This is a genomic window from Hathewaya proteolytica DSM 3090, assembly GCF_900142225.1.
In the GTDB taxonomy this organism is placed as follows: domain Bacteria; phylum Bacillota; class Clostridia; order Clostridiales; family Clostridiaceae; genus Hathewaya; species Hathewaya proteolytica.
Genome location: NZ_FRAD01000012.1, coordinates 32,108 through 46,754, shown reverse-complemented (window position 1 = coordinate 46,754; position 14,647 = coordinate 32,108). Strand labels below are relative to the sequence as shown.

The following is a 14,647-nucleotide window of genomic DNA, read 5'->3' as shown; positions in this document are numbered from 1 at the left end:
GTAGATTTATCACTTATTTTTATGCTTTATATTAGTATAATTCTTAGTTTGCTTTAAAATTCTCGACACGGTAGAAACTAAAATAATACCTGTGGCAATGAAGCCAGCATCGTATAAAGTCTTAAGTCCTGTGTGCAATGAAGCACTTAAATTTCCTTTAACAGCTTCGTAGGTTGTGTAAAACATTCCGCTACCAGGTACAAGTGGTATCATAGCTGCTATTATAAAAACTGTAACAGGTTGTTTTTCGATTCGTGCCATGATCTCAGCATATACGCTTATACAGATGGTTGCAAGAAAGATAGCAGTAGCTGAAGATGTAATGTTGTACATAGAAAGAAGTCTGTAAATAAACCATCCTATGGCGCCACCGGCAGAAGCATAATATAAGCTTTTCCCTCTCACATTGAATAATATGGCAAAACCTAAAGAGCCTACAAAAGAGTATATCATTTCAAGAATAATAGTCATTTTAAAGTCCTCCTAAAAGCCTTATTCCTATATTAAATCCAATACCAGTTCCCAAGGCTATGGATATAGCTGCCAACATGGCCTCAATTGACCTAGACATTCCAGAAACAAGATCTCCAGCTATAATATCTCGAATGGCATTTGTAATAGCTATACCCGGCAAAAGAAGCATTATTGAACCTATGACTATCTTGTCGTGCTGAGACCCTAATCCAATATTAACTGCAATCATTCCTAGAAATGATGTGAGAAATCCAGCAACTATGTTTACGAAAAAACCATTAACATCCATAGAATTAAGATAGGAAGTACAAAGGCTTAATAAGTTTCCGAGAACAAAGGTGACGAAAAAATCTTTGTAATTTCCTCCAAATAAAAGGCAAAATGATGCAGAAGCAAGGGCAGTGAAAAATGTAGATGATAGTTTAGAATACTGTGGGGATTGGTCGATTTTGTCAAGCTGTTTATTAAGCTCACTTATTGAAATTTTCTCTGTTACAATTTTTCTAGACAAGTCATTGACTAAGGAAATTTTATTTAAATTTACAGTTCTCGAACGTATTCTTTTAATCATCGTAAAAGTTTCACCATTACTTGAGGTTATAGAGACAGAAATAGTGGAAGGAATTACAGAACTTTCACATTGTGTGTAGTTGTAAGACTTACTCACAATATTAATGGTTTGTTCCACTCTATAGGTTTCTGCGCCATTTTCTAACATAAGCTGACCAAGTTTACATACTACTCTCAGCAAGCTTTGGACTTCGTCGTTTTTTGTCATAGAACATCCTGATAAATACAGGATTCCCACCTGCCTTTCCTTAATTACTTTTATTATTTCCACATTTTATTTATAAATTCATCTCTTCCGGAAATAGATCTATCAACTTTGTACTCATCCTTGTGAGTGGTGGAAAAGTTTTGATGGTATTCTTCCGCCACATTGAAGTTTACAAGGGGTAAAATGTCGGTTACAATTGGATTTTGGAATTTACCACTTTCCTCTAATTGTAGTTTTGACTTTTCAGCAAGCTCTTTCTGTCTTTCGTTCTCATAAAATATAGCCGAAGTATAAGAATGACCTCTGTCTTGAAACTGGCCGCCATTGTCTGTTGGGTCTATTTGTCTCCAAAACATATGAAGCAGTTCTTCATATGAAGTAACATTTTCATGGAAGTAAACCCTAGCCACTTCCCGATGAGAAGTATTTTGTGATTTTACATCCTTGTACGTGGGATTTTTCTCTTTTCCACCGGCATAGCCCACAACTACATCTACAACGCCTTCCAATAGATAAAAACAGTCCACCATACACCAGAAACAGCCGCCAGCAAAGGTAGCCGTAGAAATATTATTTTCCATTTTAAACCTCCTAAACATTATTTGTTTCATTTTCAATGTAAATGTATTGTGCTACTGGTTTTCCAATAAATCTTACAATTAAGAATATAACTAGAATAGCCAAAGGCAAAGTTATATACACTGGAATACCTAACCCGCTAGGAACGTAACCTGCTACTATGGATACAAAACTTACCACCATAACGTAAGTAAATTGGGTTTTTACGTGATCTAAGTGATCGCATCCGCATCCCATGGAGGAAAGTATAGTAGTATCAGAAATAGGGGAACAGTGATCTCCTACAATACTTCCAGTTAAAACGGAGCTTATAGATAGCACTACAAAGGAGTAATCATTATTTAATGCAAATGCTATAGGTATAGTAAGAGGCATCAAAATACTCATGGTGCCATATGAAGTCCCCGTTGCAAAAGAAATTAATGCGGATAATATAAAAATTATAGATGGAAGAAGAAATGCTGGTAAAGCAGATTCTTTTATAATGTCTACAAGATAAAATGCCGTTCCTAACTCCTTAATAATAGCACCTATAGACCAGGCTAGCAATAATATAACGGCAGTAATTATCAAAGATTTTACACCTTTTACCCAAGTTTCAATAGCTTCATCTAATTTTAATATTTTTTGGAAGCAAGCCATAATAATGGACACAATGCTTGCCAACATTGCAGCAGCGAAAATTACTATACTAGCATCAGAAGATCCAAAGGTTGCTTGAAGGGCTTCTAAGGATAAAGGTCTTGAAGCCATTAAATTGTAGAATTCATTAGCAGGGTCTGCCATAATAGCCTTATAACCATTGAAATAAAATCCTAGGAATGATGCAATAATAAGAATCATTATGGGCAGTATAGCATTTATCATGCGAAGTTTTACATTGGATTTTGGATCTAAATCCGATTCCTCTGAAGCCAAAGGATGAGAATCTTTTCTAAGAGTTTCTCCTGTAGTCCTAGCTCTTTCTTCAGCTTTTCTCATAGGACCAAATTCTCTAAGCAAAACAGCGGTAAAAACAATAAATAAAAGTATAAGAATATTGTAATATCTATAGGGAATAGTGCTCAAAAACGTGGAGTAGGCGTTTTGTGTAAATCCTATGCTTTCAAAGCCATCTTTTATAAGACTGAGTTCTAGACCTATCCAAGTAGAAATAAGTGCAATTCCTGCAATGGGTGCAGCTGTGGCATCTACTATAAAGGAAAGCTTTTCTCTTGAAACTCTCATTTTGTCAGTGACAGGTCTCATTATAGGTCCTACGATAAGTGAATTTGCATAATCATCAAAGAAAACTAGTATACCTAATGTGAACGTAACAATCTGAGAACTTCTTGAGGATTTTGCTTTCCTTGCTAGATAATTGGCTACAGCCTTTGTTCCACCGGTTTTACTTATAACAGCAATAAGACCACCAATGGTAAGACATTGGAGAATGATTCCAGCATTCCATGGGGATGCAAGGGAGTTTAGTAAAGTTGAAATTGTAGTTTGAAAAGCCCCGTACAGCGCTACAAAAATGTTGAGCCCAGAAAAGTTCAGTATCAGAGCTCCAGCAAACAAGCCTAAGAAAAGAGAAATAATTACATTCTTAGTGACAAAAGATAACACTATAGCTACAAGCGGCGGCAATAATGTTAATATACCGAATTTATGTGCATTAGCCTGGAGAGCTGTATCTCCATCGCTGGCAAAAGCACATAGGGTAAGACAAATTGTAAAAACAATTGTGAGTAGAGTGGTTCGGGTAATGAATTTTGACATGATTTGTTGGTTTTTCATAAATAGTTCCTCCTAGATTTGTGGTTAGTCAAGAGGAAATGTCAATTAAAAAAGAAAAGCCCAGGAAAAATCCTGGACTCATTGTAACAGTTTAGATAAACAAAATAATCCTAATGTTTTATTGTAAACGAAAATAGGATAATTAAGAATATCGTACTTTAAAAACAAGAACAAGATAGCTCTCCACAACTGAAGTGTGACAGTCATACATATGTTGTATGTATGACCAGCGCATAACCATAAGGCATAGGGTATACACTTCGGCCATATTTCCTTTCAACTTCTTTCATCAATGCCTATCTCAAGGAGTTTACTAATAAATACAGCGCCTCTATCGGGTCTAACCACATTATTATATTTTAAGTATATTATAAATAGATTTTTCACAAAGTCAATAGCAAAAAAAGGAAATGAGCAAATTTATTCAAAAGTAAGAGAAGCCTCCTCAGTTTTTACAGAAGTTTCAACAAGTCTTTTAATTTCTTCAAGTTCACTATCAGTAAGGTATCTCCACTTTCCCAGGGGCAGACCTTTAAGCGTCACATTCATGATTCTCACCCTTTCAAGTTTTGTCACAGAATAACCCAAGTATTGGCACATCCTTCGAATTTGCCTATTTAGTCCTTGAGTCAATATTATTCTAAAAGTGAACTTCCCCTCTTTTCTTATCTTGCATTTTTTAGTAACTGTATTTAAAATGGGCACACCATTTCCCATTTTTCTAATAAAGTCATCGGTTATGGGCTTGTTTACCGCTACAACATATTCTTTTTCATGATTATTTCCAGAACGCAGGATTTTATTTACTATATCCCCGTCATTAGTCATGAAAATAAGCCCTTGAGATGGCTTATCTAAACGTCCTATGTGGAATATTCTTTTTGGATAATTTATGTATGATATTATATTATCCTTTATAGAGGTATCTGTGGTGCAAGTTATGCCCACAGGTTTATTAAAAGCCATATAAATAAGTTTATCCTTTGTTTTTATGGGCTTACCCTTTATAAGAATTTCATCATCATCGCATACATCCATTCCTATTTCAGCAATAATTCCGTTGACTTTCACTAAACCTTTGTCAATTAATCTGTCTGCTTCGCGCCTAGAGCAGATTCCTTTTTCACTTATAAATTTATTAAGCCTCATATTTATCACTTCTCACGCTTATTTAAGATCAATATGTCTTGTTGTGTATTCAATGTGATCGTTTAACGAAATATTGTATGATTCATCCATTAGATTTGAGTGGAAAAGAAAATCAGCTGTGGATTTATTCATGGCGCAAGGTATATTGTATAAGGTAGCTATTCTCAAAAGCGCCTTAACATCTGGATCGTGAGGTTGTGATTCAAGAGGATCCCAAAAGAAAACAAGCATATCTAAATCAAAGTTTACAATAGTTGCACCCAATTGCTGATCTCCACCAAGAGGTCCGCTTTTAAAGGCTGTTATGTTAAGCCCAGTAGTTTCAGATATTATCTTGCCGGTAGTTCCAGTAGCAAATAGGTTATGGCGTTTAAGCATCTCCTTGTTTTCTTCTGACCATTCTAGCAGTTCTTGCTTTTTGTGGTCATGAGCTACTAGGGCTATATTTTTTTTTGCTTCAATTTTTCTTGTAATATTGTTCATAGTCTTTCCTCCAGATTATAATAAAATAATGACAAATTTTTTTTCATGTTTTTGTTTATATACATTATACATTAAATATATGATAATATATATATATGAGTATTCTAACATAAAAAAATTAGAAACGAGAAAAGAAAGCGTTAAAAATTTGTAATTTAATAATAAGATATGGAAAGTTGAACTGGAGGAAAGGCAAGTAAATGGAGAAAACATTATACATAATTAAAAAAAACAAATTATATGGATTTATGAATGAAAAAGGTGAAGAGGTCATTCCATGCTCTTATCATGATGCTAGGGAGTTTTCTTATGGATATGCACCTGCTTTAATGAACAATTTATGGGGACTTATAGATTCTAATGGACACACTGTTATAGATTTTCAATATGAGGATTTGTACTTTTTAGATGACAATAGGTTGGCAGCAAAAAAAGAGGATAAATTTGCCCTTATAGATTTTCATAACAATCAACTGACAGATTTCGATTTCCATTCCATAAGACCTTTCTCAGAAGGTATGGCTGCAGTGAAGGTAGACTATAACTGGGGATTTGTAGATCACAATGGCTCTTTAACTATAAAAGCTCAATTTATAGATGCCTATGATTTTAAGGACGGAGTGTGCCTTATACAGCTAGGAGGAAAACTTGGCTATATAGACAAGGAGGGACAAATCATTATAACTCCAGTTTACGATTATGCTGGGAATTTTAGTGACAATTTAGCTCCAGTGGCAATTGGCAACAAGTACGGTTTTATAGACAAAAATGGAGCTGTAAAGATAAATAGTCAGTTTTATGTAGCTATGGAATTCAGCGAAGGAAAAGCTGTGGTAGTAGCAAATGGAAAAGCAGGATATATAAATACAAGTGGAGAAATGATAATTCAGCCTCAGTTCCATACTGCGGAAGAATTTTTAAACGGAAAAGCTGTAGTTAGTATTGACGACAAATACGGATACATAGATGAAAGTGGTAAGGTTATATTGCCTTTGATATACGATGATGTGGACTATATCTCAGAAGACCTGGTAGGAATAATGGTGGGAGATAAATGGGGATATGCCGATCTTTGTGGAAATATAATAGTGGAACCCCAGTTTGAAGAAGCGTACCCATTCTATAGAGGGTTAGCTCAGGTGCAGAACGGCACAAAAATTGGGTATATAGATATAAAAGGAAATTTCATAAGAGAACTTACAAAATAATAAAATTCCTCTGATGAAATAATTCAGAGGAATTCTGTTTATCTTATCTCTTTTTCTTTTTTTGTATGGAGAAACCGAATTTCCCTTGAGTTTTTTCCGGAAGGGTGTAATATTCGCCGTGGCTATAGGATAAAAGATGAGCTTTTTCAAAGTGTATTTTACCTTTTGCGTCTATTAAAGACTCGTCTACTTTAACCCCTTTTATGTTAGCTAAAAACATATCATGGCTTCCAAGGTGAATTATTTCCTTTACACTACATTCTAGGTTGATTGGGCATTGGCTTATGGAAGGAACATTTACATTGCTACCCTGGTCTAAATCTAAATTGAAGTAGTTGATTTTATCAACATCTCTTCCAGACTTTACGCCGCAAAAGTCAACTATTTTTGCCATATTTCCTGAAGGTATATTAACTACAAATTCTTTGCTTTCTTTTATTAAATCATAAGATAATCTTTCAGGCCTAATGGATATGGATAACATAGGAGGTTGACTACAAACAATGCCGGCCCATGCCACCGTAAAAACGTTTACAAAATCCCCTTTTTTTGATGTAACAAGTACCACAGGAAGGGGATTCAACATGGCGCTACCTTTAAATAATTTTTTTGACAAAAATAACACTTCCTTTACTATTGAAATCTGATTATATACTACATTATAACATCTATACTCAGTATGGGCGGTGGAAAAATAAATTTAAATTTATAAGGAGAAATAAAATGTTCGATAATCATATACATACAGAGATATCAGCTGATTCATCTATGTTACTTTCAGAAGCTATAAAGGCAGCTGAAAATAAAAATTTATCTTTATGTCTTACGGAACACATTGATCTTGCCTATCACAATCAGAAGCTGGGACAGGGTTTCACCTTTGATATTTTAGAGTACAAGAAAAAGTATGGTAAATCTAGAAATGATAAATTATTACTTGGAGTAGAACTTGGGATGAGGCCCGACATGTTTGAAGACAATGTAAAAATAATGGAAAATCAAGACATGGATTTTATAATAGGCTCTATACATTATGCTCAAGGAGTGGATGTATACAGTGAAAACTTTTACCAAGGGAAAACAAAAGAAGAAGCATACGGATTGTACTTAAAAGATATGATAACCTGTGTTGAGATGTACAATGATTTTGATTCCCTAGGCCATATTGACTATGTAGCTAGATATTCTAACTACGCTGATGCTGAAATTCATTATGATGAGTTTAAAGATCAAATTGATACGGTTTTAGAATTAATAATTGGAAAGCATAAAGTAATGGAGATTAATACTAGGCGCCTTCACATGAAAGGTGTAAAAGAGAATTTTATGAAGATATATGGAAGATATAAAGAATTAGGTGGAATGTATGTAACCGTTGGCTCCGATGCTCACAGTATTGAAAACATAGGAATGAACTTTGATATAGCAAGACTCATGGTCAGGGAGCTTGGCTTGGTACCAGTGTATTTTAAAGATAGAAAAATGATTGTAGATGAAATATAAAGCAAAAAAAGGTTGTGACTTTACTAAGCCATAACCTTTTTTTTATTTTATTTTTTGTACTTCTCTAAGTATGCTTTTATAATTTTAACTTCTTTTAGAGGTTTATCTAATGAAGTTTTATCCTTTGATGTTTCCACAGCAGCTATTTTATCAACCACATCCATACCTTCAATCACTTGACCGAAGATGGTGTACTGATAATCTAGTTGAGGTACTCCGCCTACTTTTTTGTATTGTTCTATCACTGGGTCTGTAAAACTTTCCCCACCTATTTTTTTCATCTGATCTACAGTATCTTGAAGAACTTCAGTTCCTTGCACTATGTAAAATTGGCTTCCGTTGGATGCAGGTAGCGAGCTGTGGGCCATAGCTAAAGTCCCCCTAAAGTGGTGTAGCTTTGGAGTTACTTCATAATCAAAGCCCTTTCCATATATGCTCTCACCACCGGTTCCTGTGCCAGTAGGATCACCACCTTGAATCATAAAGTCCTTTATTACTCTGTGAAAGATAATACCATCATAGTACTTTTTTTCAATAAGTTTTGTGAAATTTTCTACTGCTTTTGGGGCTTCACTAGGGAAAAGCATAAGTTTTATTTTCCCCATGGAAGTTTCAAGTACAGCTATACTTTCACCATCCTTTGGTTCTTTGAACTGTATAAGTTCTTCGTTTGGCATGTTTTCAACCTTTGATGTATCCTTTTTATCTTCTTTATCATCTTTTTTATCATCTTTTTGTTCAACTTCAGTTTTATTTTCCTTGTTGCTGTCTGAAGACGTGCTGTCATTGCCCTTGCTGCAGCCTATTATCGAGAAAGCAAGAAAACAGGTAAGCAATATAGAAATTAGTTTTTTCATAAAAATCCTCCAATAAATGTTTTGTAGTAGTAATATTTCCTTGTATTATTATATCATAACTTTGAATATAGTACATATTTAAAATATGAACAAAATTCGTGTTTGTTAACAATTTAACTGAGATTAAAAGTAAGTAAAAGGTATAACCTAGAAATCATAGAATGTGAAAAAATAAACGAATATTAAGTTGTTTAAAGGAATTAAACCTCATAAATGTGTTATATAGAAAAACTATAAAACAAAAAAATAATGAACAAAATATAAATAAAGATTGAATAAGTTATAAGAATATAATATAATTGTCTTTGTGAAAATACAAAAATATGTATTAAAATAATTTATCTTAAGGGGATAAGGCTTTGAGGAGGATTTTATGGCAATTTTAGGACAATTTATAACTACAGTTAGCGACTTTCTTTGGAATTATATTCTTGTATTTCTATTGTGCGGAGTCGGAGTTTTCTTTATGTTCAAACTTAAGTTCATCCAGATAACTAAGCTGAAACAAAGTTTTGTAGCGACTTTCGGAGGCTTGAAATTTGGAAAGAAGGCCGAGACTGGAAAAATGAATTCATTCCAAGCATTGGCAACGGCTATTTCAGCTCAAGTTGGGACAGGCTGTTTGGCAGGAACAGCAACGGCATTAATAATGGGTGGACCTGGTGCTATTTTTTGGATGTGGGTTAGTGGATTCTTAGGTATGGGTACCATTTTTGCAGAAGCTACACTAGCACAAGAGTACAGAAGCGAAATAAACGGACAAATGGTAGGTGGACCAGCTTACTACATAAAAAAAGGATTAAAAAATAAATACTTAGCAGGTTTCTTTGCTGGAGCAATGTGCCTTTCTTCTTTATTTACAGGAAATGCCGTTCAGTCCAATGCTATAGGAACTGCCTTCAAGGCTTCATTTGGAATAAATCCATACATCATGGGTGCTATACTTGTGGTACTTGCATTGATGATTTTACTTGGTGGGATGTCAAGAATCGGATCCTTTGCTGAAAAGGTTGTTCCAATTATGGCGGGAATTTTTGTTGTAGGAAGTGTATTTATAATAGGAGCTAACTACAAAAATATATGGCCAGCATTTCAACTTATATTTAAAGGAGCATTTTCTCCAGATGCTGTGGTGGGAGCTACGGCTGGTGTTATAATCAAAAATGCTATGCGTTATGGTATGGCAAGAGGATTGTTTTCAAATGAGGCAGGTATGGGATCTACACCACATGCCCATGCAGTGGCAGATGTAAAGCACCCTTGTCAGCAAGGTCTTGTGGCTATGATGGGTGTATTTATCGATAATTTCATCATATTAACCCTTACAGCCATGGTAATAATGACTACCATATCTCCTGCCATGTTCAGTGATTATAAAGGAATAGACCTTACACAGGCAGCGTTTACCGTCGGCATGGGAGGCTTTGGTGGAAAGTTCGTTGCAATATCACTATTCTTCTTTGCGTTTTCCACAATTATAGGTTGGTACTTCTTTGGAGAGACCAATGTAAAATATCTATTTGGCAAAAAGGGTGTAGTACCATTTCAAGCGATCTTTTTAACATGTACAATGATTGGATGTGCTTTAAGGGTTGATTTAGTGTGGGCTATGGCAGATTTGTGCAACGGTCTTATGGTTCTTCCAAACATTTTAGCTTTATTTGCCTTATCTAATATTGTAAAGAAAAAGTTAGAGGAATATTCTCAGCTTGATGTTACAAGTAAAATAAAAACTGTGAATAAATAAACAAATATCGGATGATATAATAATTCATCCGATATTTTTTTTGTAAAAATGCGTTTTTGTTCGTTATATGTCTTTCAAATTGTAAAAATATATATTATAATAATATCGAACAATAAAATAATATTATAAAAAAATGTTCGTAAAATGATAACCTGAAGGGGGATTAAGATGAGTTTACAAGTATTTAGAGCTTATGTTGAAAAAAAGGCAAACTTTAACATTGAAGCTGAGAGATTGTTAAGAGATTTCAGAGAGAATCTGAAGTTGACAGGTATAGAGAAAGTAAGACTTATGAACCGTTATGATGTAGAAGGGTGTACAAAAGACGAGTTTGAACTTGTTAAAAAGTATATCTTAAGCGAGCCTAATGTGGATGAAGTATTTGATGAAACTTTACAACTTGATGAGGATAAAACTTTTGCTGTGGAGTATCTTGAAGGACAATATGACCAAAGAGCAGATTCAGCAGAACAATGTATACAATTAATATTAAAAGGCAAAAAATGCAATGTAAAAAACGCTAGGGTTATAGTATTAGAGGGAAATGTAAGTAAAGAAGACCTTGAATCAGTAAAAAATTATTACATCAATAAAGTCGATTCAAAGGAAGCTTCTTTAGAGATGAGAAACAATCTTAAAGTAACTCTTGAAAGCAAAGATAAAGTGGAAACTATTGAAAAATTCAATTCCTTAAATGAAGAGGAGCTTAAATCCTTTATAAAAGAAATGAACCTTGCTATGAGTTTCGAGGATGCAAAGCTTTGTCAGGAATATTTTAATAAAGAAAAAAGAAATCCTACAATTACAGAAATCAAAGTAATTGATACATACTGGTCTGATCACTGCAGACATACTACCTTTAACACAGTGATTGAAAAAGTAGAATTTGAAGATGGAAAGTACGTAGAGCCTGCAAAGAAGACTTACGATGAATACGTTGAGATGAGAAAATCACTTTACAAAGGCAAAGATAAGGCTCAATGCCTTATGGATATGGCTGTTATAGCGGCAAAAAAATTAAGAGCAGAGGGAAAGCTTGATGACTTAGATAAGTCTGAAGAAATAAATGCTTGTAGCATTGTGGTTCCTGTAATGGTGGATAACAAAGAAGAAAAATGGCTTCTTATGTTTAAAAATGAAACTCACAATCATCCAACTGAAATAGAGCCTTTTGGAGGAGCATCTACTTGTCTTGGAGGAGCTATAAGAGATCCATTATCGGGTAGAAGTTATGTTTATGGTGCTATGAGACTTACCGGTGCTGCAGATCCTACTGTAAGTATCAGCGAAACCATTAAAGGCAAACTTCCACAGAGCAAGATTACTAAAGAAGCTGCCAAGGGTTATAGTAGCTATGGAAATCAAATTGGACTTGCAGCAGGGCAGATTACAGAGGTTTATGATGAAGGATTTATGGCAAAAAGAATGGAAGTTGGTGCTGTAATTGGAGCTGCTCCATACGAAAATGTCATTAGGGAGACACCAGAAAAAGGCGATGTAGTTGTGCTTCTTGGTGGAAGAACAGGTAGAGACGGATGTGGAGGAGCTTCAGGTTCCTCAAAGGAACACGATGAAAAGTCAATATTAAACTGTGGCGCTGAAGTACAAAAAGGAAATGCTCCTACAGAAAGAAAAATTCAGAGACTTTTTAGAAATCCCAATGTAACCACATTGATAAAGAGATGTAATGATTTTGGTGCAGGTGGGGTATCTGTTGCCATAGGGGAACTTTCAGATGGCTTAAATATCGACTTAGATAAAGTACCTAAAAAATATGCTGGATTAGACGGTACAGAACTTGCTATATCTGAGTCTCAGGAGAGAATGGCAGTAGTTATTAGAAAAGAAGATGTAGAAAAATTCATAGCATACTCAGAAGAAGAAAATCTTGAAGCTGTGGTAGTAGCTGAAGTTACAGATGAAAATAGAGTTAGAATGAATTGGAAGGGCAACACTATTCTAGACTTAGATAGAGATTTCTTAAATACAAATGGGGCAAAACAATATACCAATGTGAAAGTTGTGGCGCCAAAGGAAGACAGCTATTTCGAAAACAGAGATAAAGAATTTCATGGAAAAAACATAAAAGAAGCTTTCCTTGAGAACCTTAAGGATCTTAACGTATGTTCACAAAAAGGTTTGGTGGAAATGTTCGATAGTTCCGTGGGCGCAGGTACTGTATTTATGCCTTTCGGAGGAAAATATCAGTTGACACCAAATGAAGTGCTTTGTATGAAACTGCCAGTATTGCATGGTGAAACTACAACAACTTCACTTATGTCCTTTGGATACAACCCTAAAGTTGGAAAATGGAGTCCTTTCCATGGAGCCTTATATGCAGTGGTGGACTCTGTAGCTAAAATAGTTGCTGCTGGTGGAGATTATAGAAAGGTTAGATTATCTTTCCAAGAATACTTTGAAAAATTAGGAAATCAAGCAGAAACATGGGGCAAGCCTTTTGCAGCACTATTGGGATCTATATGTGCACAAAATGCATTTGGCATACCAGCCATAGGTGGAAAAGACAGTATGTCAGGTACATTTAAGGATATAAGTGTACCACCTACATTGATTTCTTTTGCTGTGACCACAGCGGAAATGGATGAACTTGCAACACCAGAATTCAAAAAAGCCAATTCAAAGGTGGTTGTGTTTAAAGCCCCAAGAGATAATAGTGGAGTAATAGATTTTAATGTAGTAAAGAGAAATTACGAAGTTATAAAAGAAATGATAAAAAATAAAACTATTTTAGCTGCCAGTGCATGTAAATTTGGAGGAGTAGCTGAAAACATAGCAGAAATGTGCTTTGGAAATAAGCTTGGATTTAGATTTAGTCCAAATTACAATGATAAAAATATGTTCAGCTATGAGTCTGGAAGCATAATATGCGAGTTAAACGGCAGTTTATCAAGTCTTGAACAATACAAAGACATAGTTTTTGAGGAAGTAGGAGAAGTTATAAACGAACAATGCATATGCATGGGCAAGGAATGTATTTGTCTTCACAAGGCACTAAATGCATGGCAGGGAACTTTAGAGAAGGTGTTCCCTTCAGAATACGCTGATAATAAGTTTCATGACAAATTTATTATAATGGATGAGTTTCATGCTAAAGAACAGAGGAAGTGTAATATTATTATAAAAGAAGCTAAGCCAGCAGTACTTATCCCTGTATTCCCAGGCAGTAACTGCGAGTATGATTGTATGAGAGCTTTTGAAAAGGCTGGAGCTGAGGCAAAACTTCTTGTATTTAATAATATGAGTCCAGCTCACATAGAAGAGTCCATTGGAGCTTTAAAGAGGGAGATTGGAAAATCTCAAATTATCATGCTGCCAGGTGGCTTTAGCTCAGGCGACGAACCAGATGGCTCTGGAAAATTCATTTCTGCAGTGTTTAGAAATGAGCTTGTCAAGGAAGCTGTAAGAGAACTTCTTAATAATAGAGATGGTTTAATGCTAGGAGTGTGCAATGGCTTCCAAGCACTTATTAAATTAGGTCTTGTGCCATTTGGTGATATAGTTGATACTAAAGAAGATGCCCCAACCCTTACATTTAATGCATTAGGACGTCATATTTCTCAAATAGTTAGCACAAAAATTGTGTCCAACAAGTCACCTTGGTTCAGCGATTTTAAAACAGGAGAAATTGTATCTGTTCCAGTGTCTCACGGTGAAGGAAGATTTTACGGAAATGATCAAGTTGTAAGAAAGCTATTTGAAAATGGACAGGTTGCAACACAGTATGTTGATTGCAATGGAAATCCAACCTACGATGTAAGGTACAACCCTAATGGATCAGTGATGGCTATAGAGGGAATAACTAGCCTTGATGGAAGAATTCTTGGAAAGATGGGCCACACTGAGAGAATATCCAACGGAACCTTTAAAAATGTCATTGGAAATTATGATGAAAGATTATTTAAATCAGGTGTGGAATATTTTAAATAAATGTAAAATAGAATAAAAACCAAGGATAATGTTCGTACCGTAACGAACATTATCCTGGATAATTTGAAATAACATATTGACTATCTTATATTGCCATGGTATTATGATTATATAATGAATACAAATTTCAAACATTAAGGGG

12 protein-coding genes and 1 riboswitch are annotated in these 14,647 nt (G+C 34.8%); of the genes, 4 read left to right on the top strand and 8 right to left on the bottom strand.

Annotation, left to right across the window (positions count from 1 at the left end; all coding sequences use genetic code 11):
• Positions 1-9: 9 nt before the first annotated feature.
• The 6 genes from BUA73_RS07895 to BUA73_RS07870 form a co-directional block, all read right to left on the bottom strand.
• On the bottom strand, positions 10-471 hold the full coding sequence (locus tag BUA73_RS07895) for a threonine/serine exporter family protein (protein WP_242942349.1): 462 nt from the start codon (positions 469-471) through the stop codon (positions 10-12).
• 1 nt (position 472) lies between these two features.
• On the bottom strand, positions 473-1,252 hold the full coding sequence (locus tag BUA73_RS07890; protein ID WP_072903641.1) for a threonine/serine exporter family protein: 780 nt from the start codon (positions 1,250-1,252) through the stop codon (positions 473-475).
• 53 nt (positions 1,253-1,305) lie between these two features.
• Positions 1,306-1,833 carry a peptide-methionine (S)-S-oxide reductase MsrA gene (gene msrA / locus BUA73_RS07885; protein WP_072903573.1) on the bottom strand — a complete coding sequence of 176 codons (528 nt, stop codon included), beginning with the start codon at positions 1,831-1,833 and terminating at the stop codon, positions 1,306-1,308.
• Between the two features lie 10 nt (positions 1,834-1,843).
• Complete coding sequence (locus tag BUA73_RS07880; RefSeq protein ID WP_093426690.1) at positions 1,844-3,610, bottom strand: Na+/H+ antiporter NhaC family protein; 1,767 nt, start codon at positions 3,608-3,610, stop codon at positions 1,844-1,846.
• A gap of 168 nt (positions 3,611-3,778) precedes the next feature.
• Positions 3,779-3,952: riboswitch (Lysine riboswitch) on the bottom strand.
• Positions 3,953-4,030: 78 nt separating this feature from the next.
• The gene (rluF, locus tag BUA73_RS07875; RefSeq protein ID WP_072903572.1) at positions 4,031-4,759 is read right to left on the bottom strand and encodes a 23S rRNA pseudouridine(2604) synthase RluF; all 729 of its coding nucleotides are present in this window, start codon (positions 4,757-4,759) and stop codon (positions 4,031-4,033) included.
• Between the two features lie 18 nt (positions 4,760-4,777).
• Positions 4,778-5,242 carry a methylglyoxal synthase gene (locus tag BUA73_RS07870; protein ID WP_072903571.1) on the bottom strand — a complete coding sequence of 155 codons (465 nt, stop codon included), beginning with the start codon at positions 5,240-5,242 and terminating at the stop codon, positions 4,778-4,780.
• A 200-nt stretch (positions 5,243-5,442) separates the two neighbouring features.
• Between BUA73_RS07870 and BUA73_RS07865 the strand changes: the two genes are divergently transcribed.
• Positions 5,443-6,450, top strand: a complete 1,008-nt coding sequence (locus BUA73_RS07865; protein WP_072903569.1) for a WG repeat-containing protein — start codon at positions 5,443-5,445, stop codon at positions 6,448-6,450.
• Positions 6,451-6,493: 43 nt separating this feature from the next.
• Here the strand turns inward: BUA73_RS07865 and BUA73_RS07860 are convergent, their stop codons facing one another.
• The gene (locus BUA73_RS07860) at positions 6,494-7,066 is read right to left on the bottom strand and encodes a flavin reductase family protein (protein ID WP_072903568.1); all 573 of its coding nucleotides are present in this window, start codon (positions 7,064-7,066) and stop codon (positions 6,494-6,496) included.
• A gap of 107 nt (positions 7,067-7,173) precedes the next feature.
• Here BUA73_RS07860 and BUA73_RS07855 point away from each other — a divergent pair, with 107 nt between their 5' ends.
• Positions 7,174-7,953 (top strand): histidinol-phosphatase HisJ family protein, encoded by a 780-nt coding sequence (locus BUA73_RS07855; protein WP_072903567.1) that lies wholly within the window; start codon positions 7,174-7,176, stop codon positions 7,951-7,953.
• 47 nt (positions 7,954-8,000) lie between these two features.
• On the opposite strand, the gene BUA73_RS07850 is transcribed toward BUA73_RS07855, so the two are convergent.
• A complete protein-coding gene (locus BUA73_RS07850) occupies positions 8,001-8,810 on the bottom strand; it encodes a peptidylprolyl isomerase (protein WP_072903566.1) in 810 nt (269 codons plus the stop codon).
• Positions 8,811-9,183: 373 nt separating this feature from the next.
• On the opposite strand from BUA73_RS07850, the gene BUA73_RS07845 reads away from it, so the two are divergent.
• Both BUA73_RS07845 and BUA73_RS07840 read left to right on the top strand, forming a co-directional pair.
• Entirely contained in the window at positions 9,184-10,557 is a 1,374-nt protein-coding gene (locus BUA73_RS07845) for an alanine/glycine:cation symporter family protein (protein ID WP_072903565.1), read from the top strand.
• Positions 10,558-10,725: 168 nt separating this feature from the next.
• The gene (locus BUA73_RS07840; RefSeq protein WP_072903564.1) at positions 10,726-14,505 is read left to right on the top strand and encodes a phosphoribosylformylglycinamidine synthase; all 3,780 of its coding nucleotides are present in this window, start codon (positions 10,726-10,728) and stop codon (positions 14,503-14,505) included.
• Positions 14,506-14,647: the final 142 nt, after the last annotated feature.

Coding starts and splice junctions, on each gene's coding strand:
- BUA73_RS07855 (WP_072903567.1), top strand. CDS start 7,174: ATGTTCGATAATCATATACATACAGAGATATCAGCTGATTCATCTATG.
- BUA73_RS07840 (WP_072903564.1), top strand. CDS start 10,726: ATGAGTTTACAAGTATTTAGAGCTTATGTTGAAAAAAAGGCAAACTTT.
- BUA73_RS07880 (WP_093426690.1), bottom strand. CDS start 3,610: ATGAAAAACCAACAAATCATGTCAAAATTCATTACCCGAACCACTCTA.
- msrA (WP_072903573.1), bottom strand. CDS start 1,833: ATGGAAAATAATATTTCTACGGCTACCTTTGCTGGCGGCTGTTTCTGG.
- BUA73_RS07850 (WP_072903566.1), bottom strand. CDS start 8,810: ATGAAAAAACTAATTTCTATATTGCTTACCTGTTTTCTTGCTTTCTCG.
- rluF (WP_072903572.1), bottom strand. CDS start 4,759: ATGAGGCTTAATAAATTTATAAGTGAAAAAGGAATCTGCTCTAGGCGC.
- BUA73_RS07895 (WP_242942349.1), bottom strand. CDS start 471: ATGACTATTATTCTTGAAATGATATACTCTTTTGTAGGCTCTTTAGGT.
- BUA73_RS07845 (WP_072903565.1), top strand. CDS start 9,184: ATGGCAATTTTAGGACAATTTATAACTACAGTTAGCGACTTTCTTTGG.
- BUA73_RS07865 (WP_072903569.1), top strand. CDS start 5,443: ATGGAGAAAACATTATACATAATTAAAAAAAACAAATTATATGGATTT.
- BUA73_RS07870 (WP_072903571.1), bottom strand. CDS start 5,242: ATGAACAATATTACAAGAAAAATTGAAGCAAAAAAAAATATAGCCCTA.
- BUA73_RS07890 (WP_072903641.1), bottom strand. CDS start 1,252: ATGACAAAAAACGACGAAGTCCAAAGCTTGCTGAGAGTAGTATGTAAA.